This window comes from Sphingobacterium sp. NGMCC 1.201703 (genome assembly GCF_047784615.1).
GTDB lineage: Bacteria > Bacteroidota > Bacteroidia > Sphingobacteriales > Sphingobacteriaceae > Sphingobacterium.
This window is the reverse complement of the sequence record NZ_JBLOHD010000006.1, coordinates 96182-115986: the sequence shown is the minus strand read 5'-3', so window position 1 is coordinate 115986 and position 19805 is coordinate 96182. Positions and strand designations below refer to the sequence as shown.

The following is a 19805-nucleotide window of genomic DNA, read 5'->3' as shown; positions in this document are numbered from 1 at the left end:
ACACAGGATGAGAAAAAAACTATTATGTACAACAATAGGGATGTTAAGCTTAATGATTGGATCCGTATCAGCGCAATTTTCACGGCCCCTTAGTGTGGGAGCAGGTGCGGGTGTTGCCTATAATTTAACAGATCTGGCGAATGTAGAGGCTAAATTTGCTTTTTATGGCGAAGCTGATTATTTAATTAATCCTTTTATATCAGTTGGCTTGCACGGAGAGAAAGGTACATTAAGTGGGAACGGCCATAATAGTGAGTTTGAAAATCGATATTTCGCAGGGAATATCAATGGGAAGGTTCGTTTGGGCCAATTTATGGGGCAGGCACGCAATTACAGCTATTATACCTTGCAGGCAAATACATTTGAGTGTATTCTTTCAAATGTTTACGTAGGCGCAGGTGCGGGACTGGTTAAAAATCGTATAAAGCGTCAGATTGACCCGTTCTATGTAGAAGCTATCGCTAATCAAGGTGGTGAACTAGCCGAGGATTTAGGGGAAATCCATTTTGTAGTACCGATCAATGTGGGCGTTGACATCCCATTCGGCCGTACTTTATATGGGCCACAATGGGCAATCAACGTCAACTATCAGCATACCTTAACAACCAATGATAACCTCGACGGCATAAAGAATAAAAACAACGATCAATATGGTTTCGTGTCCTTAGGCTTGAAATATGCTCTTTTCAACCGTAAATAAGCGAATCAAACAACCTAATTTAATAACTATATGATGATAACGATAATTAAACAGCTCTATAAAAATCGTCTGCTGGCTATTGGTGCTTTGGCACTTTTGATCGGTTTCGCTGCCTGTAAATCGAACTCAGCAATGTATAAAGCGCCCAAGGTGAATGCCTTCCGTGGCGGTAAGTTGCCCGCGCCTCCGGGAATGGTCTATATTCCCTCCGGAACAATCCTTTTTAAAGGCTCTCTGGATAGTGGGAACGTAGGAAAAAATGTGAGCGTAAGTGCTTTTTTTATTGACGAAGCTGAAGTGACCAATAAACAGTACCGCGAATTTGTCAATTGGGTTGCCGATTCGGTTGCCGTTACAGATTACTTGCAGGATGACCAGTACTTTTTAGAAATTGCGGGCGAACAAGTGGGACAACGCAGGATTAATTGGGCAAAAGTCAAGAAGGTATCGCCTTTATGGAAAAGCAATGATCCAAGTATTCAGGAACGTCTTGCACCTATGTTGGAAATGCGGGGAAATAGACGCGCACTCAACCCCGAGGTCATTAAATATCGCTTCTCCTATTTGCAATCCAAAGGTAATATGAAAAAAGCTTATGTAACGGACTCCGTTGCTGTCATGCCAGTGGAGGATATCTGGACAAAAGATTTTCCTAATGCACAATTAGCTTCTTTGGATGCGAATTATTTTACACATCCATCTTTTGATTACTATCCTGTTGTAGGCGTCACATGGCGGCAAGCGCGTGCATTTACCGACTGGCGCGCGAGCGAGATGGCGGCGACAGTATTGAAAAATTCTTACCTGAATGGTTATCAGCTAAGCCTGAGTTTGCCAACGGAAGCACAATGGCAATATGCCGCATCCGGTAAATTAGATCCACAGGATACGATCGCTGGAGCACGGTACACGATTGATGGAACAGAGGGCAAAAAGAAATTAGCGGTCAACTTTAAACAGGGCGAAGGTACTTACTCACGCGATGGGGCTACATTTACATTACCTGTCAAATCCTATATGCCTAACGCCTTTGGTGTCTATAATATGGCCGGTAATGTTTCAGAATGGACATTGGATGCCTATAGCCCATCAGCGGTCGTATTTGTCAATGACCTTAACCCGGCATTATTATACGATGCCGATGCAAAGGATGGCGATGCATTGAAAAGAAAAGTCGTACGTGGCGGTTCCTGGAAAGATAATGGTGAGCAACTCAATAGCGAAACCCGTAATTATTCCGTGGACTACGAACCGCATTCGTATATCGGATTCCGCTGTGTGATGTCTGCATTTGAAATGCCAACCGTGCAAAGTAAAACACGTAAGTATTAATTCAGGCTGTAAATTATAAAATCGATAATGATGAACATGAAAATAATAGCGACAGTTGCCATGATACTGGTCACTGGATCATTGTTCGCTCAGCAAGAGACAACAATAGATACGGTTCCTAGAACACAGGATACGTTAAATAATGTAATTTCAGCTATCCCAGTTGCCTCAGGCGAGGTTAATCCGGATACGATCCCGACAACCGATGGATTTTATCAGGCAAACAGTATGGAAGATGCGGTCCCATTTGCTTATCCTGAGGTGAACAAGAAGAATATTCGTTTCTACAAACGGGTATGGCGCGATATCGATCTAAAAGATGAAAAGAATTATATCTTGGCTATCCCGGGAAACTCCTTGATCGAAGTGGTGATGAAAGCGATTGAAAAAGGAAAGCTATCCTTGTACAGCCCTGATGATGATTCATTCAAAGGCCGTTTAAGCGCCCAGGAAGGGATGGCTCGTTTTGCGGATAGCGTATTGGTTCCCATCTTTGACGGTGAAGGAAATCAAATCGACTCAAAAATGGCGCTTAACGAGTTTGACCCGAGCCGGGTAACGAAATTTCGGGTGAAAGAAGATATCTTTTTCGATAAGCAACGCAGCAGGTTGGAAACTCGTATTATTGGTGTAGCCCCCTTAATGAATATTACGACTTCTGCTGAATTGGCGGAATCTGTCGGGGCAACACCTGCTTTTTGGCTTTATTTTCCACAATTGCGTTATAGTTTGGTGCAGGTAGATATCTCGGATCCGGATAAGGGTCTCTATGATATGACGATGGACGACTTCTTTGTACAGAACAAATTTGCAAGTACGATTGTACGCGAATCTTCACCTGGGATGTTACAAAACGTAAAAGAGTCTGAAAATGGTGCACAATTGTTGGATAGTCGAAAAGTTGAAGAAAAATTGGATGCCTATAAAAAGAAACTGTGGAGTAATCCAAAAGGGGTGAAAGCGGAGGAGCTAGAAGGGAACCAGTCTCATCAAACTGAACCTGAAAATAATCAATCTCAAAAGCAACAACAGCAAGAAGAAGGTAAAGTTGAGGGAAATAAACAAGAGATTGAGGAAAAGTTATAAATTCATCTCAATTCATATGCAAGTGGGTCAGTTTATAATAATCTGACCCCACTTTCCTTTGAGAAACTCTATCATTTATTCACGCAATCTTCTTGGCATAAAATGAAAAATTAATTAATCGGCAGATTGCTAATCACTATCCTTCCCCAGGAATTTAGAATAGGTATGTATGAGCGGAAAGGCGATGGCTTCCTGTGGAGCATACTTCACATAACGTTTGAAGTTCTGCCACAGACGTTTGGGGGAATCTGGCCGGGCAAAAATTGTCGGGGTTTTACCCTTTTCAAATCGTTCATCATTAAATCCGAAATTCCCGGAATACCATACTTCATCAAGCATCCAGTCGGCTTCAAGATGTTCGGGATAAGGAAAGGGAAGATTAATTTTAGGAAGACCTAGGTTTTCGACCAGGATCTTATGCAAAAGATGGATCCATTTCAGAATGCCGGTTTTTGCATAGATCTGTTGCAATGCTTCATGATCGGTCTGGGAAGAGGTCGCATAATAAAGTCTTGCGGAGTCACACAGTTGGCGTAGTCCTATACCATAAGTGATCAGATGTTTTAAAATATGAACATTGACTTGAAGCAGCTGCAGCTCTGCTGCTAGTAATCGAATAGGAACGCCATTGAGCGTAATATGCTGTTTCGCATGCTCGTATTTTTTTAAAAGCTGTTTGAGATAACTTCTTTTTAATGGGCTACGAAAGTCAAATGTCTTTTTATGATGTTCGATATGAATACCCCTCCAGTCATAATCTAAGCTAAAGCCCGCAGTATCCTGAAATTTTATCCGCTTCTCTTTTAGAAAATTCCGCGCTTTTGCATAGCCGTCTTCCTCAAAACAGAAATCAATATCCCCACTGATACGATGATTGGGCACGCGATAATAGGCGGCTACACCTTGACCTTTCTGCAAGATGGGGTGGATACCATGGGCACTGAAGGCAGTAAATTGTTCTGCGATGACGCTATTCATTTTTGTATTGTGCCGCTCAATCTGATCTACCCGTACCGCCCATTTTAAGCGTAGCGATGGCGGAGGGAGCTGACTTTCTTCTAAAAAAGAAAAGCTGTCATAAATTAAACCTTCTATGGTGTGATTGATCGCGTATCGGTATACTTTATTCCAGTCGTCAACAGTCAGTGGCTGATCTAAAGATAAGTTTCCCTCCCCCCATAACCCGATCCGTAGCAATTGAAAAAAGATGCTCTTTAGTTGGTTGTCCATTTGGATATGCTGCAAAAACAATTTATCCAAAGATAATGATTTTCAAGCGTACTCCTAGGATGTTGATGCATCGTAATCATCGCGATCGGCAAAAAAATCGATATAAAAATATAGCGCGGAAATCCTCTGCTGTATGTTTTAATCATTTATTTACCTCCTAATTCAGTAATTTCGCAAATGATTAATTGTTTCAAAAATATTTAATTACGGTAAGGGATACTTTTTAATCAGATTTTGCGATTAAAGTATATTATATCTTATAGAATTTTTAGATGAGTAATTTATGGAAAGAGGGCTTGTCCATCAACAAGCCGCGGTGGATCATATTGCTGTTGGACATGATGATTGTTGCAATAGCTTTTTTTACCAGTTATGTGCTTATTTTCAAGCATAGAGGTGAAGTAGAGATTGACGAGATGGTCAGACAGGCATTACTTGTTTCGGGAGTCTATCTAATATGGTTCTTTATTTTCGGCACATTTAAAAGTGTTGTCCATAAGACGGGTATCCGCGAATTGCAACGCATCGTCCTGGCGATCGGATTGGCTTATTTTTCCACGGTGCTGATCGCTAAAGTAATTGAATGGCTGTATCCATCCTATGAGGATATGCTTCCTTTTTCGGATACCCAGCTGCTTTTTCATGCATTAATTGCTGGTTTTGGTATGACCTTCAGCAGGGTGCTGTATCGCGCTTTGTACCATGAGCTGATGTGGGGTAAAGATAACCGTATTCCTGTGATTCTTTTTGGTGCCGGTAATATGGGTAATACCACCTTTCACTTTATCCATACCACTTCCCGCAACAAATATAGGATTGTCGCCATTATGGATGACAACCCGCATCGCATCGGTAATCGTATCCAGGGATTTAAAATCCATGACATTAATACACTGAACAAAGAATTTGTGCAACGCCATGGAAATGCATCCGAAATTATTATTGCCGTGGATGACCGTAGACCGGAGCGATTGAACTCGGTGTTTAAGCTTGCTGAACCCATTCCATTGATTGTTAAAATTATTCCGGATACGGCCCGTCTATTGGCGGGTGAAGTGGCGACAAGGCAGATCCGAAGTTTACGTATCGAAGATCTATTGGGACGTAAAGCCATTGATCTGGATAATCCTACGATTGCCTCCGAGATGAAGGGGCAGATTGTACTGGTCACAGGTGGAGCGGGTTCTATCGGCGGCGAACTGGTGCGGCAGCTTGCGCACACCGATTTAAAACAGCTTATCGTGCTCGATCAGGCTGAATCTGCGCTATATGATATTCAGCAGGAGCTAAGTGGTTATGCTCATTTTTCGCGTTGTACCTTTATAGTAGGAAATGTTCGGGATGCGTCTTTTATGGACACTTTGTTCCAATTTTATAGACCGACCTATGTTTTCCATGCGGCAGCTTATAAGCATGTGCCACTTATGGAAGCCAACCCCTACGAGTCTATCCTTACAAATGTATGGGGCTCTTATAACGTCGCTTTGTTGGCAGATAAATACAATGTTTCCAAATTCGTGATGGTGTCCACAGATAAAGCGGTCAACCCGACAAATGTCATGGGAGCGACCAAGCGCGTGGCCGAAATTGCGGTTTCAACGGTCAATATAAGCTCCAAGACGAATTTTATTGTGACCCGATTTGGCAATGTATTGGGCTCCAACGGGTCGGTGATCCCCTTATTTGAAAAGCAGATGCTCAAGGGCGGACCATTAACCATTACAGATCCAAATATAACCCGATATTTTATGACGATACCCGAGGCCTGCCAACTGGTGCAGGAGGCGGCCGTCATGGGAAAAGGCGGGGAGATCTTTGTCTTTGATATGGGCGAGCCTGTTAAGATTATGGACTTGGCCAAGCAAATGATCCGGCTCAAAGGCTATAATTATCCGGAAGATATTGATGTCAAGATCGTTGGCCTCCGTCCCGGTGAAAAAATCTATGAAGAGCTGTTGGCCAACGGGGAGAACACAGAGAAAACTTATCATGAAAAGATTATGATTGCGAAGGTAAATACACCAGATTTGGAATCCCAAAAAACGCGTGTGGAGCAATTATGTGCTTTTGCGAAAGCTGCGGATCCTAATGATGATAAAATGAATTTGGTACAGCTGATTAAGGATATCGTGCCCGAATATCGCTCCCAGAATTCAGATTTTTCGGTTTTGGACAAGTAGTGATTAGCAAAATGGCGAATCATGATTTATCGTGACAATTTGTAGAAAAAGTGTTTGTGATAAGGAAAAACGGGTAGCAGTAATGTTATCCGTTTTTTTGATTCATGGGATAGTATGACGGTCAAATAACGAGAAATATCACTACTATTTAGTAAGAAATCAATAACTTTAATAAAAAAACCATAGGCATGAACCACGATAATTTTATGAAAGCTGTTGATCAGAGTATTTCTGAGGGGGTCAAGAGAGGTATACTCCATTTAACGCAACAGGGCCAGCTAACAACCGACAATCTCATCCGTATTAACGACTCAGAGTTAGTTAATTTTACCTCTTGTAGCTATCTTGGGCTGGAACATGACGCCCGTTTAAAACATGCTGCAATAGCTGCCGTGGAAAAATATGGTGTGCAATTTTCCGAATCGCGGGCATATGTTTCCATCGATTTATACCGCGAACTGGAAGAGTTGATGAGCGAAATTTTTGAAGCCCCTACGATTGTAGCCCCTACCACCACACTCGCACATTTGTCCGCCATACCCGTGATTTTGGATTCGGGAGACGCAGTTATCGCCGATCAGCAGCTCCACAATTCGGTTCTGAGCGGCATCAATGTATTCCGGGCAAATTGGCCAGTTCACTTCGAAGTCCTGCGCCATAATCGTTTGGATTTGCTGAGGGAACGCATCGAGATGCTTCAAAAAAGCCATAACCGGGTTTGGTATTTTGCTGACGGTATTTATTCCATGTTTGGGGATCGCTGTCCCGCCGATGAGATCTTTGATCTCTTGGCAGCCTATCCTTCCTTCCATACCTACATCGACGATGCACATAGTATGAGTATATTGGGGAAAAATGGAAGGGGGCACATCCTCAGCAACCATACGATACACGAAAGGATGATTATCGCCTCATCGATGGCCAAAGCTTTTGCGACAGGTGGAGGTATGTTGGTTTTTCCAAATAAGGAATTAGCGCGGCGGGTGCGTGCCTGTGGTGCACCATTCAACTCCTCCGGACCGCTCCAACCGGCTACTCTGGGTGCCGCAGTAGCTTCTGCAAAGATTCATTTAACAGACGAAATCGCTGTGCTTCAAACCGAATTAGCGAATAGAATAAAATATGCAAATTCCTTATTTAAAGAAACTTCATTGCCATTAATATCGAATTTTGATTCGGGAATATTCTTCGTCGGTACATCAAGAGCCGAACTGGCCTATATTATTATGGAAAAAATGATCAAGCGTGGATTTTTGCTCAACATCGGGGTATTTCCCGCTGTGTCCCAAAATCATTCCGGGATAAGATTTACAATCACTGTACTTCAGTCATACGATCAGATTGAGCAGATGGTAAAGACACTCAACGATGTATTTTTTGAAACGTTGGAGGAGCACAACTATTCCGTCGATCAGATCTATCGGGCCTTTAAGGTCGTTGCCCGTCTGGATGATCGTCCCGCAGGTGAGTTCCTTAGCGAGCATACCGCTGAAAATGAGTAGAGAATCAACAGATTTTCGGGAAACCTTGAATTATTCGGGCATAGATACCATACATTTATGCCCATTTTTATTAACTGCTGAAACTAAAAATTGCTTAGCTGGTAGGTTCTTCGACGGAGTTATAAGCCCAGCCCAAAATATTCTTGATTGAAGCTTTTATCCTGTTTAATCCCTCTGGAGTTGAAATGTCAATCTCACAGACCGTACTTTTTGTATGTGCTGAGTGAAGAACAATATAGTAAATACCGGCAACTAGAATTGTGACGACTGCCCGCAGGTCAAGATCCTTGCCCTGAAGTTCCTTGTCTGCAAAAGCGAAAAAAAGCGCGCTCATCTTTTCCCGTTCCTGAGAAATCTCAGACATAAGGACCGACTCTTCGCAGATCTGCCAGGCTAATATCTTTTGCATTTCGATATTGGTCAGAAAATCTTCAAGTTGATTTAATAATAAGGACTCCAAAAAACCTCTCGACCCCACCTCGGGCGCATTTCCAAAAAATTCTACGGCGTTCACGGTTGCCGAGAGCCAATAGTCTTTGCCCCTGATGTATGTTTCTACCAGGTTGTCCAATGTGCCAAAGTATAAACCAATAAGCTTACGGTCGACACCTGCCTTTTTTGAAATATTAGCTATGGTGAGTCCAGGGTAGCCTTTTTCTTTGAGAACTTCGCCAACGGCAGCAACTAATTTGCCCATGGTCCGCTCTTTATTATTTTTTTCGCCCTGATATTGCTTTCTAGACTGTTGTTTATTGGTCATAATACTGTTTGAAACAGAAAGATTTGCGTATTAATATCAAATATATAAAAAATCAACTTAGCTTACATTGAATTAGCTAAAGTTTATAAATTATTTAAATTTTTGGTTATAAAAAGCCTTGGGCACAAAAAACTTTAATTGCATCGATCTTCCTTTTGAATAAACACAATAAACCTACTTATCGAAATTATAATGGACTCAGATACATTTGGAATCGACGGGCGAATCCTAACGCTTCTTTGCATATGTTGGTTTTTTCAGAATATTTTGAAGTTCACCTGCTGTATAGGGCTTACACGCTGCTGGAATGATTTTAAATCCACAAGCCACACGTAGCCCATTGATATTGTGAAAACGATTGTCGTAAATATCTCTGGTATATCCCGTCAATTCAAACAGTTTTGATCGGGGCATGCCGTTCTCAAAACCGTGTTCAATACTTTTGCGCTTATAGAGATCGGCGAGTTGCTTTTTGCTCAATTTGCATCGTTCAGGTGTGCTATGGGCGGGCTTGTGACCAAAAGACTGGATAAAATGGTTCAAGCGTTGACCGGTCTTCCATGTCATTGCTCCGCTAGTAACCCCCATTTTGGCTTCCAGTTCTTTTGTCGTAGGTGTTCGTCCCAATTCTTTAGCCAGACTGAGGTAATAATCCTTGATACTAAACTTGGTTACTGGAATTTTGGTCCCAGCGAGATAACATAGGTTGTTCCAGCCAAATTTATCCACCAGATACCAGACCGAAGGATAATTTTCGGGTTTAAGCCGTTTGTAATCTTTATAGTGTTTAATATGGTGCTTTTTGATCAGCTGGATTACCTTGGTTTTGGCTTCGGATTCCGTCATAGTGGTTATTCGGAAATAAGAGTCTAAACCTACATATTCAAGGACATCTGCCCATGTGCTGACCTTGAAATGGGTAAAGTAAGACCTATAATTATAGAGGCCTTTTTCATGTGTACAGTCCGTGATAGTTGGAGAACGGTGGTGTTTGATATAAAATTTAACCAATGAATTCTTTAACTTTCCAATGGAAGGGATTCTGCGGTCATTGGGGGTAAAACCAGCTGCAGCTATAAACTTGTTCCATGTGCCAAAATATTTACGGACATTTGTTGATTTTGCCGAAAATTCCCTACGCATGGGAATGCGGTCATTTTTTTTATAAAAGTCAATTAGCAAGACGAGTAGCTCAGCTTTGATTTCTTCCGCTGTTTTATTGATACGGGGCTTAAGTCCTGCCGCCAGAATAAAATTGTTCCATGACCCAAAGTAGCGTCGTCCAATGGTGTTGATGTTTTCCATTTCACGACGAATAGGTGTTCTGCCGTGCTGCTTATAAAATTCTTGAACTTTCGAAAAAGCTTCTTGTATTGTCTTTTCCTCAGTAGGTCTCAAATCGTATACTCTTTATTGGTTATTTACTATAATTATTTACAATAAATATATACATTTATTTTTGAAGTTAAATGTGGGTGTTTAAAAGGCTGTATGCAATCAGCGTGCAATCACTACTTTCATGGGACATCTACAAGTACCTATCTAGGTATAAATTTTTCCAACTGTGTTTATAGTATAGCAATTCTGGTAAGAAATTTACCAGTCTGAATGTGCCTTGGTATAAGTTTTACCAAGCATGTTCATAATAGGCAATTCTCGGTAAAAAAATTACCATCCGGCAAACAATAAAAGACAGGAATGAGAAAGCTCTTAGGACAGGCATAGAAAAATGCAAAAGAGTGAAGTAGCAATTGCTATTCGTTAGTAGTGGTCGGTTAAATGCTGAAACTATATCATATGTCTAAATTTTCTGATGTATCAATTTATTGGTATAGCTTCAACTCATAAAATTTTCTATATTTAATAGATTAATAACCAGTGTTTAACAGCGTCCATCTGTTGGCGCACATCGTTGAATATATTGTAGTTTTAAATTTTTATTAAATAGAAAATAAAAACAATATGAGTCTAAAAACATCTATTACAAACAGTGTTGATTATAACATTTGGGTCACCGAACAGTTAGTTGCTTGGCTGAGGGGCTACCCTGAGGAATTGTTACAAACAGAATGTCCGTCGAGTTTCAGTAGTATTGCAAAAACGCTCAAGCACATTAGCGATACACAATTGTATTGGTCATCGATGATTCGTGGGACGCCGACACCAAGCTTTGACTATATCGCTACATCGGTGGACATTGAAACTGAAATGAACAACATCGTTAACGAAGCCCAACTTTTAGCTGCCTATGTAAAGGAAAATACTGAGGCGATGAATGAGCCCCATCTCATCGAATCACAATGGTTCTCTTCTAATTTTCCCAAGTATGAATACCTCCAGCATTTGATTATCCATACGACCTATCACCGCGGTCAGATAGTCACGATCGGGCATAATGTTGGTGTTTTAAAGGCACCCATGCTGGACTATAATTTTTGGAATGTGATGCGGCTGAAGGAATAATGCGGATCTCATCTTTAAATCAATTTTGGATCTTTAACACTTGTCATGAAACTAATAGATATAAATAACAGATACATTGGTGATTGGAGAGGTAATCATCGGTTGATTCTAAGCTGGCTGCCCGATCCTGATTTTAATTCGGATTCAAATTTAGTTATCAAAGCTGTCGCTAATAATAAATTTCTGATGTTGACTTATAATTGGCATCATGAGGGCAGGCCTCAGGAGGGAATGCTGTTGATAGGCAACAATAACAAGGCAGCGGAAGTTACAGCTTCTTGGGTTGATTCTTGGGGCACTGGCGGAAAGATAATGAATTAAGTTAAGTCAGCCTTAATTGTTCATTACTGAAAAGATTGGGGTGATTATAATTTTAACTCTAAAGATGTTTCAACTTTTTTGTGTATCAACTAACTTATCAAAGACGTCATTAACATTTGGATGGGTATATTTTCTTTTCCTATATTTGCGCAACTTATTAATTATGAAATGAAAAGAATTATTTTAATTATTAGCCTATTGACATTCGCCCTGCAAGGCTTCAGCCAGCAAAATTTTGACCATATTGACGAACCTGAATATATAGGGGAGGCGGTATATGTAAAAAACGATGGAATATCTCTTCCGCTTGAAAAGCAAAGTGTGCAAATCAAAAGTAAAGCGAATGCTTCCATGTACATTATTGGTATAGGTAAAGTCAAATCTAAAATGGTCATCAAAGGTGCAACTTCTCCGGTAGTAATTCCATCGAATGAACCTGTGACTTTTATCGTTAAGAGTTTTGATAATAAGTCTGATCCACTTTCGATTGTGAGCGTTGTTAAGTTTGAGACCACTAAAAAAGAACGTAAATTTCAAATTGCTGAAGTCGGGACATTTTCAGGGGGATCAACCGGTAACGAAGATTTCGTCGCTTATCAAGCAAAAAAATTTAAAGAAAGCTCCTATAAATTGATCATAAACAATATGGCGCAAGGTGAATATGGAATTCTTGTGTCTAACCCCAATGCATTAAACAATAGCAACACTATAATTGCTTGTTTTTCTGTTCAATAAATAATGAATTTCTCGGGAATAAAAAAGGGATGCAGTTTGTTTCCCTTTTTTTATGCATAGATTTTGTTCTGAACTGGAGGTGCAGATTCGATAGGTGCGGAATTGGTGCGGTAACTTTTCCATACCGATTTGAAGCAGCTTATTCAGGTGGCTTAGCTAAAAGTTGGTTTTCCTTTAGCCGGAATAACTAAGCTTTGCAGTAAATACTTTAGTATCAAAAAGGTTGTAACTGTTTTTCTGCTTGATGTTCAATATCAGGGACTAACTTTACTTGGGAGGTGTAATCCCAATCATTGGACGTTCGCCATCGCCGTAAAAGTAGTCAAAAAGTTGCTGAGGTTTCCATGAAAATGCTTTTGAAAGCCCATAAATTTCATCTGCATATAGTTCTTTTAGTTCTCCTGAGAATAATCGATTGAATCTTTTTGCTATAATTTTAGAACTGTCACTTATTTGATTTTGGCTATTTGTAAATGGATAAATTAAGTCGTGAAATAGGTTTCCATTCTTTTTTAGACTTTCTAATATATATCCTTCATGTTTACTAAAGTAATTATCACAAAATTCATCGATATCCTCTCCCAGAATAATTAAGACACTATAGAAGATTCTACCATCCAATTTGGGTGAGCTTCCGTTAAGGATATCTAATATCTGCTGAGATTTATTTTTATGTTCTAATTTATTCTTAAACTTTTTATCAATTATCGACAAGATATGTTTAGTGAAAGATTCAAGTTTATTTAATTGATTTTCAGTCATTTTAATTTTATTTGTAAAATAAAATGTCTCAAATGAGACTTATTTTGTTTTTTATTTTTATATTTGTCTTATAATCAGTTCGCTGGTTATAGTCTCGACAGAAAAAACTAGCAATTTTACAGACGCGAGACCACTGGGAGTTTTATCCTTACTTTTGCCTATATTTGCAATTGTGGGATAGGCTCCTGCTGGATGCTGCGTCGTGGTCTTTGCTAGTACCCTTCTGTTGGCTGAAAGCAGGAGCCTATCTTATATAGAGGCTTCCTCTTTCTTCCTCTCGAGACTCTTGTTAATAACCCAATTCATAGATTATGATAAAAGAGTCGAAAATATTCACCGTGCGGCAGCAGATCAAGGATCAGCTTCGTCAACACGCAGTAATTCTGCTCACCAAGAACAAATACTGTCCACCTGAATAGTATTAAAAAAAAGCTTAAAATCAACATGGCCGATACTTTACGGTAGCGGAATGTGCATAAAAATGCCCAAATGACATATTTAAAGCATATCAATTGTTGATTTTGCCGACCTGATTTGTTTACAGTCTTATGCCGACAAGTATAATTCCTACTCTTTTGTTTAGCACCTTAAAAGTAAGGAATTTATTATTGAGAAACAAAGATTGGAAACAAATTGATATAGATTTTCTATTAGAAAGGTCGGTTTTTCATTTTCATACGGGTACGGTATCGCCTATATTTAATCCCGTGTAATTGTTTTTACACCGTATCCGAGAACCTATTAATCGTTCTATTTATTATCGGAGTAGCCTATGTTAGCTCCTGAGATATAGTTGTTGATTCCGATCGGACAGGTATATCTCAACATTAAGCCACTCCATTAAAACTTAAAAAATGAGACATTTTTTTAGGGCAGGAGAGGTCTTGCCCAATCTAAAGACAATGAAAATGTATAGTGCCCTACTATCTATCCTATGCTTAGTTTCTATGTTTAGTTTATCAGCTCAGACGCCCCGCAGGGACAGCGGGGCTGATGGGCTAGCTCCCGCCGTGGAAATACTGGCCGGAGAAACATTACCTGAGCATTTCTGGCTGGATAGTGTTACTATTTATAATCATGGAGTTACTGAGCGGATTGTATTGCAGCAGTTTCGGGGAAAGCCTTTATTATTGGACTTTTGGAATACCACCTGTAGTACATGTATCGTCAATATGCCTAAAATGTATGAAACCGAACCTGTGCGTTCGAAAAAACTGAATTTTTTGGCCGTGACCTATGAAGATGGTATTAAAGTTTCGAAAATTGCCAGAAACAACAAGTATCTCAACTCAATCCCCTTTCAGTCTATTGTAAACAGCAAAAGCTTTCATGTATATTTTCCACATGCATCGGTGCCCTATTATGTATTGATCAATGCAAAAGGGAAAGTGCAGACCATATTTGGTGGACTGGAGTGGGATGTCGACAAACTGAATGAACTGCTATCCAATCCCGATAAAATCGTCGTGAGCGAACTGACAAATAATACCGCTAAATATCCAATGCTGCTAGCCTCCCGTTATTCCAAACAGCCCGGATATTCCTATTCATTCTTCGCAAATGGTAGAAATGATGAATTGGGGCGATGTAATATTGTAAGAAAAGAGAATGACCATGTTTATTCATTGAGTATGATCAATATACCGTTAATGGCAATAGCAAGTAAACTGGCAAGGATATACTTTGCCGAGCAAAAATTGCCTTTCTATCATAAGTTTGTCGAATTCCAAAAGAATGAAAAGAAAAAAGGCCTGGATTCTTTGGATGTGTATACCCTGGAATATGTGCAACCAAAAGGAAAAAAACAAAGTATCGTTTCGGACTGTCTCAGCATATTAAATACAGAATTGAAAAGTAATATTCACTTCGAGTCAAAACAGGTGGAGTTTTGGGAAATTTATGATATCCCAAAATCAAAACAGGAAATTCAATGGCAAAACGAACGACAGTTCTCTATACTGGCGACCAGTTTAATAAAGGGGTTACCAGATGAGCCTTTGTTTTTGGATGCTACTGCTGGTGAGGATCTTTCAATACCTTTTCCAGATAAACTGTCTATTCAGATAGTAAAACAGATACTGGCAACCCATTCATTGGGGATACGTAAAATAAAAATTAGTATTCCAATTTTAATCGTGAGCTAATATGGAAGGAAATAAATTTAAGCATATTGTGCTCTGTATCGTAGGCGCCCTGATCGGAGGAAATACAGTGGCGCAGCAGATACATATTGTGGATTCTTCTAACGGTCTACCCATAGCCGAAGTAAATGTCAGTGTAGGAACAAAAGGGATAAAATTTAAATCGGACGCCTATGGGAAATTGATTATTCCCGAATCGTATAAACAACAGCAATTATTCGTGAGCCATGTGGGGTATTTACCTCTTGATACTGTAATCATGGATATAACACAGTCCTATCACACCTTTAGGTTAACCCCTAAAGGGTATATGATCGAAGAAGTGCCTGTGTATACGGGTTATCAGAAATTGAGTGTCCGCGAAAAAATTGGATCTGTGGATGTAATGAACGAAAAAAAATTAGCGATGCGTACCGCTGCTAACGTAATGGATCGTCTGGATGGTATGCTCAGCGGGGTTACTTTCGATCACGGAACACTGTCCAACAACGATAATACGAACTTAAGGATCCGTGGTTTAAGTAGTATAAATGGAAATAAGTCTCCACTGATTATCTTGGATGATTTCCCCTATGAAGGTGATATGGCGAATATTTCGCCCGATAATATTGCAAATATTACAGTCCTTAAGGATGCCGCAGCAGCTTCCATCTGGGGAGCCCGAGCAGGAAATGGAGTTATTGTAATTACCAGCAAAAAGGCTTCACTTGACAAAAAAATAAAAGTGAACTTTCAATCCAATGCATCTGTATTCGCAAAGCCCGATCTTCGATATGCAAATACGATGACGCCTACCGATTTTATTGAGGTCGAAAAAGCTCTCTTCGAAAAAGGTTATTATCAGAATGCTTTTTCATCCAGCAGCAAACCTGCTGTAACACCAGTAGTTGCATTGTTGGAGAAGCACCGATTGGGACTGATCGATGACGCTACACTCCAACAGAGACTGAATAAATTGAAAGCAGATGACTTATATGACGATCTTGATAAATACGTCTATAGTCGCCAGGCTGTTTTTCAGGAACGATTGGCAATTGAGGGTGGTTCGGCTCGTCATGGCTATAATCTAGCATTAGCACACAGTAATGAAAACAATGAGCTTTCAGCAAAGGCAGAACGCCTGTCATTGCAATTTGACCAGGTGCTTAAAGCAAATAACTGGCTGACTTTTCAGCTTAATGCAAGTATCACGGATCGAAAGAGTAAATCTGGAAAGCAAACTATTTCGTCTTTTGGAAATAGCGCTGGACAGGTCGTTCCTTATGCTAGTCTGGCTGATGAAAATGGTCTGGCTGTTCCTTTAGTCAGGTTTCTAAATCAAGATTATCTCCTTGGCCTGCAAGGCCTTCCTTTACTGGATTGGAATTATTATCCAAAAGAAGATTATAAATACACAAAAGTCCAAAATCATGTGCGTGAATTGCTTATTAGTCCTACTGTCATTATTAAGTTGCCTATGGGATTGGAATTTCAATCGAAATATAATTATCAATATCAAGTCTCGGAGAATGTCACACTCAATGATCAAGAAAGTTTCTATACGCGTGATCTCATTAATAAATTTACACAAATAGCCAAGGACGGGAAGGTAACTTACCTTGTCCCCATGGGAGCGATTAGACGGAGCAACATAGCGGGCTTACATGTCCATAATGTTCGTAATATGTTACTGCTGAATAGAAGGCTGGGAATTTTTGAGCTCAACGGTCTTGCTGGTATGGAAATTCGAAATGCAGTGTCCGAAAGCGAAGGAACTATACGGTATGGTTTTAATGAGAATAGGTATAGCAACACGCCTATTGATCCAACAACAACTTATCCCAATTTTGTGACGGGGGCCGGAGAATATATTCCTTTCTCCGACGGAATGACTAAAAAGACGAATCGCTTTGTATCCTACTATAGTAACTTAACGGCCGGATTCAAAAACAGGTATGCAATCCTGGGGAGTTTCAGGAAGGATGCTTCCAACTTTTTTGGCGTCAATACCAATAATAAGTGGAACCCTTTGTGGTCTTTGGGAGCTTCTTGGGATATTTCAAAAGAACCATTCTACAACTTGGGGTTTATGCCATACCTCAAATTGAGAGGGAGCTATGGTGTCAGTGGAAATATGGCGTACAATATGGTTGCCGTGACCACAGTGCGCAACCGTGCAAACTCATCATTTAATGGCAAGCCTGTCGTTAATATTGCCAATTTTGAAAACCCTGACCTGAAATGGGAGTCGGTAAGGACCTTAAATTTAGGTCTTGATTTTGCTTCGAAATCCAATCGATTGAGTGGTAGTCTTGAATGGTATAGAAAAATTGGTGATGATTTATTTGGTAATACGCCAGTGGATTACACCACCGGAATTGGCACTTCAGTACTAAAAAATGTGGCTTCAATGCAAGGTGAGGGTTTAGATATCTCTCTGAAATCTAAAAATATAATTGGAAAATTTTCGTGGAATACAAGCCTGAACTTAAGTTTCAATAAGGATAAAATCACTAAATATTATCTACCCAACACATACGGATATGCTTTTGTTGGAAATATCAACACCGTATCTGGAATAGAGGGTAAACCTGTATACAGTCTGCTCAGTTATAAATGGGCAGGACTGGATCCACAAGATGGAAGCCCGCGCGGATATTTGAAGGATGAGCTTAGCAAAAACTATGCAATGATCATGGGGACGGGGACGGATGTCAATGACCTGCATTACCATGGCTCCATGATGCCGAGATGGTTCGGTGCACTGCAAAATGAGTTGAACTATGGCGCATTTTCTTTGGCCTTTTCCTTCACATTCAAATTCGATTATTTTTTGCGGCGTAATACCTTAAACTATAGTAATCTCATCTCAAGAAATGAGACACATGGCGATTATACGCTGCGCTGGGAAAAAACTGGCGATGAAAAGCGGACTGATATCCCAGCAATGCAATATCAGGTGAATTATGCAAGAGACAATTTTTATACAAATGCACAGCCTTTTGTCTATAACGCGAGCTGGTTGAGGCTACAGTATATTAATCTTACCTATGATCTAACGCCGATATTGTTGAATAATAAGGGGCTTCGCATGCAAACCAGTCTCAATATTGAAAATCCTGGACTGTTGTGGACAAAAAATAAATTAGGACTTGACCCTGATATGGGCAGACCATCGTTGGGAGATTTTACAGCTCGACGTGTAATAAGCCTTGGGGTAAAAATAAATTATTGATCATGAATAAATACCTAAAACTTATAATAGGATGTATCTTAACGATATGTTGTACAGCATGTGAGAAATTCTTGGAAGAAAAATCGGACGTGGCTTTGTCCGTGCCCGATAATTTGGACGATCTTGATGCGCTGATGAATTTCTATACACAGTTTGTCGATGACCCTCAGACTGGCGAAATTTCGTCAGCGGATTTTTATCTTTCTGATGTGAATTTGGCAAGCTTACTCAGTAGTGACGCACGTAATGCTTATTTATGGACAGATGATGTTTTTTTGGAAGATAATGCAAACGATTGGAATACGATCTATAGCTCGATATACTATAGCAACCTTGTGCTGGAGAAATTAGCAAAATTGGAAAAAGAGGGTACTGTAACTGATCGGAGTAGGTTTAACCGAATTAAAGGCGAAGCCCTTTTCAACCGTGGACGTAAATATCTTGGCGGGGTGTGGATCTGGGGAAAGGTCTACAACGAATCCTCCGCAGCGATAGATTTTGGAATGCCACTAAGACTAACAAGCAATTTTAATGAAAAGATTGAAAGAGCAAATATTAGGGATACCTATCAGCAGATTATTCATGATCTTAAAACAAGTACTTTATTATTGCCTGATGTTGCTGACCATTTAGTAAAACCGTCTAGAGCAGCCGCCCTCGCAATGCTTTCACGAACATATCTGTCGATGGGAAAATATCAGGAAGCTGTTATCTATGCGGATTCTGCATTGCAATTGAAACATGACCTGTTGGATTTTAATACCTTAGATAGATCTAAAAAACTTCCTATAGATCCTTATAATGCCGAAGTGTTGTTATCTGCAGCTTTACGGTCTAGCCAAATATTAGGTCAGAGCAGATTGAGAGTAACAGAAGAACTTGTCAACTTATTCGCAGATAATGATTTGAGAAAACCAATGTTTTTTACCTTGAATGCGGATCAGAGCTATTCATTTCGGGCATATTTTGGGAATACAGGTGGAACTTCACCCTTTAGTGGACCCGCGGTAAATGAAATGTACCTCAATAGGGCTGAAGGAAATTGCAGAATAGGGAACCTTGACTTGGCCATCGCGGATATGAATAGATTACTGGCGGCACGCTTTAAACCTGCTGATTTTACACCATGGCCAGCAACTTTGTCGAAAGAGGAACTATTGCAAAAGATATTGCTCGAGCGAAGGAAAGAGCTGCTCTATCGTGGAATCCGATGGATAGATATCAAACGATTGAATAGTACCGGTGCGGATATTGACCTCGTGAGAAATGTCAATGGGAAAAAATATGAGCTAAAAGCCAATGAACTTAGATGGATATTGCAACTGCCCCGGACAGTAATCGAATTGGGTGGATATACGCCAAACCCAAGATAATATAAA

Annotated in this window: 15 protein-coding genes; 11 read left to right on the top strand and 4 right to left on the bottom strand. The window is 40.1% G+C overall.

Annotated elements, in window-relative coordinates:
* The first annotated feature begins 7 nt into the window (after window positions 1–7).
* From ACK8HY_RS14075 to gldN, 3 genes are read left to right on the top strand one after another with little or no spacing between them, the layout of a single operon-like run.
* On the top strand, window positions 8–700 hold the full coding sequence (locus tag ACK8HY_RS14075; RefSeq protein ID WP_416134001.1) for an outer membrane beta-barrel protein: 693 nt from the start codon (window positions 8–10) through the stop codon (window positions 698–700).
* Window positions 701–730: 30 nt separating this feature from the next.
* Complete coding sequence (locus tag ACK8HY_RS14070; protein ID WP_416134000.1) at window positions 731–2032, top strand: SUMF1/EgtB/PvdO family nonheme iron enzyme; 1302 nt, start codon at window positions 731–733, stop codon at window positions 2030–2032.
* A gap of 36 nt (window positions 2033–2068) precedes the next feature.
* Complete coding sequence (gene gldN, locus ACK8HY_RS14065; protein ID WP_416133999.1) at window positions 2069–3118, top strand: gliding motility protein GldN; 1050 nt, start codon at window positions 2069–2071, stop codon at window positions 3116–3118.
* Between the two features lie 129 nt (window positions 3119–3247).
* Here gldN and ACK8HY_RS14060 read toward each other — a convergent pair whose 3' ends face one another.
* The gene (locus ACK8HY_RS14060; RefSeq protein WP_416133998.1) at window positions 3248–4378 is read right to left on the bottom strand and encodes a nucleotidyltransferase family protein; all 1131 of its coding nucleotides are present in this window, start codon (window positions 4376–4378) and stop codon (window positions 3248–3250) included.
* A 242-nt stretch (window positions 4379–4620) separates the two neighbouring features.
* Between ACK8HY_RS14060 and ACK8HY_RS14055 the strand changes: the two genes are divergently transcribed.
* The gene (locus ACK8HY_RS14055; protein ID WP_416133997.1) at window positions 4621–6528 is read left to right on the top strand and encodes a polysaccharide biosynthesis protein; all 1908 of its coding nucleotides are present in this window, start codon (window positions 4621–4623) and stop codon (window positions 6526–6528) included.
* Window positions 6529–6716: 188 nt separating this feature from the next.
* The gene (locus ACK8HY_RS14050; protein ID WP_416133996.1) at window positions 6717–8030 is read left to right on the top strand and encodes an aminotransferase class I/II-fold pyridoxal phosphate-dependent enzyme; all 1314 of its coding nucleotides are present in this window, start codon (window positions 6717–6719) and stop codon (window positions 8028–8030) included.
* A 94-nt stretch (window positions 8031–8124) separates the two neighbouring features.
* On the opposite strand, the gene ACK8HY_RS14045 is transcribed toward ACK8HY_RS14050, so the two are convergent.
* Window positions 8125–8790: a TetR/AcrR family transcriptional regulator gene (locus ACK8HY_RS14045; protein ID WP_416133995.1), complete on the bottom strand. Its 666-nt coding sequence runs from the start codon at window positions 8788–8790 to the stop codon at window positions 8125–8127.
* A gap of 228 nt (window positions 8791–9018) precedes the next feature.
* Window positions 9019–10188, bottom strand: coding sequence for a homing endonuclease associated repeat-containing protein (locus ACK8HY_RS14040; protein ID WP_416133994.1), 1170 nt, complete (start codon window positions 10186–10188; stop codon window positions 9019–9021).
* 564 nt (window positions 10189–10752) lie between these two features.
* Here ACK8HY_RS14040 and ACK8HY_RS14035 point away from each other — a divergent pair.
* From ACK8HY_RS14035 to ACK8HY_RS14025, 3 genes are all read left to right on the top strand, one after another.
* A complete protein-coding gene (locus ACK8HY_RS14035; RefSeq protein WP_416133993.1) occupies window positions 10753–11253 on the top strand; it encodes a DinB family protein in 501 nt (166 codons plus the stop codon).
* Window positions 11254–11298: 45 nt separating this feature from the next.
* Window positions 11299–11574 carry a DUF1579 family protein gene (locus ACK8HY_RS14030; RefSeq protein WP_416133992.1) on the top strand — a complete coding sequence of 92 codons (276 nt, stop codon included), beginning with the start codon at window positions 11299–11301 and terminating at the stop codon, window positions 11572–11574.
* Window positions 11575–11742: 168 nt separating this feature from the next.
* Entirely contained in the window at window positions 11743–12309 is a 567-nt protein-coding gene (locus tag ACK8HY_RS14025; RefSeq protein ID WP_416133991.1) for a hypothetical protein, read from the top strand.
* 267 nt (window positions 12310–12576) lie between these two features.
* Here the strand turns inward: ACK8HY_RS14025 and ACK8HY_RS14020 are convergent, their stop codons facing one another.
* Entirely contained in the window at window positions 12577–13071 is a 495-nt protein-coding gene (locus ACK8HY_RS14020) for a hypothetical protein (RefSeq protein ID WP_416133990.1), read from the bottom strand.
* Between the two features lie 854 nt (window positions 13072–13925).
* Here ACK8HY_RS14020 and ACK8HY_RS14015 point away from each other — a divergent pair.
* Genes ACK8HY_RS14015 through ACK8HY_RS14005 form a run of 3 tightly spaced genes read left to right on the top strand, consistent with a single transcriptional unit; the run spans window position 13926 to window position 19799 of the window.
* Complete coding sequence (locus tag ACK8HY_RS14015) at window positions 13926–15215, top strand: TlpA family protein disulfide reductase (protein ID WP_416133989.1); 1290 nt, start codon at window positions 13926–13928, stop codon at window positions 15213–15215.
* 1 nt (window position 15216) lies between these two features.
* Complete coding sequence (locus ACK8HY_RS14010) at window positions 15217–18426, top strand: SusC/RagA family TonB-linked outer membrane protein (RefSeq protein WP_416133988.1); 3210 nt, start codon at window positions 15217–15219, stop codon at window positions 18424–18426.
* Window positions 18427–18428: 2 nt separating this feature from the next.
* On the top strand, window positions 18429–19799 hold the full coding sequence (locus tag ACK8HY_RS14005; RefSeq protein ID WP_416133987.1) for a RagB/SusD family nutrient uptake outer membrane protein: 1371 nt from the start codon (window positions 18429–18431) through the stop codon (window positions 19797–19799).
* Window positions 19800–19805: the final 6 nt, after the last annotated feature.

Coding starts and splice junctions, on each gene's coding strand:
- gldN (WP_416133999.1), top strand. CDS start 2,069: ATGAAAATAATAGCGACAGTTGCCATGATACTGGTCACTGGATCATTG.
- ACK8HY_RS14070 (WP_416134000.1), top strand. CDS start 731: ATGATGATAACGATAATTAAACAGCTCTATAAAAATCGTCTGCTGGCT.
- ACK8HY_RS14050 (WP_416133996.1), top strand. CDS start 6,717: ATGAACCACGATAATTTTATGAAAGCTGTTGATCAGAGTATTTCTGAG.
- ACK8HY_RS14025 (WP_416133991.1), top strand. CDS start 11,743: ATGAAAAGAATTATTTTAATTATTAGCCTATTGACATTCGCCCTGCAA.
- ACK8HY_RS14020 (WP_416133990.1), bottom strand. CDS start 13,071: ATGACTGAAAATCAATTAAATAAACTTGAATCTTTCACTAAACATATC.
- ACK8HY_RS14015 (WP_416133989.1), top strand. CDS start 13,926: ATGAGACATTTTTTTAGGGCAGGAGAGGTCTTGCCCAATCTAAAGACA.
- ACK8HY_RS14030 (WP_416133992.1), top strand. CDS start 11,299: ATGAAACTAATAGATATAAATAACAGATACATTGGTGATTGGAGAGGT.
- ACK8HY_RS14010 (WP_416133988.1), top strand. CDS start 15,217: ATGGAAGGAAATAAATTTAAGCATATTGTGCTCTGTATCGTAGGCGCC.
- ACK8HY_RS14035 (WP_416133993.1), top strand. CDS start 10,753: ATGAGTCTAAAAACATCTATTACAAACAGTGTTGATTATAACATTTGG.
- ACK8HY_RS14055 (WP_416133997.1), top strand. CDS start 4,621: ATGAGTAATTTATGGAAAGAGGGCTTGTCCATCAACAAGCCGCGGTGG.
- ACK8HY_RS14075 (WP_416134001.1), top strand. CDS start 8: ATGAGAAAAAAACTATTATGTACAACAATAGGGATGTTAAGCTTAATG.
- ACK8HY_RS14005 (WP_416133987.1), top strand. CDS start 18,429: ATGAATAAATACCTAAAACTTATAATAGGATGTATCTTAACGATATGT.
- ACK8HY_RS14045 (WP_416133995.1), bottom strand. CDS start 8,790: ATGACCAATAAACAACAGTCTAGAAAGCAATATCAGGGCGAAAAAAAT.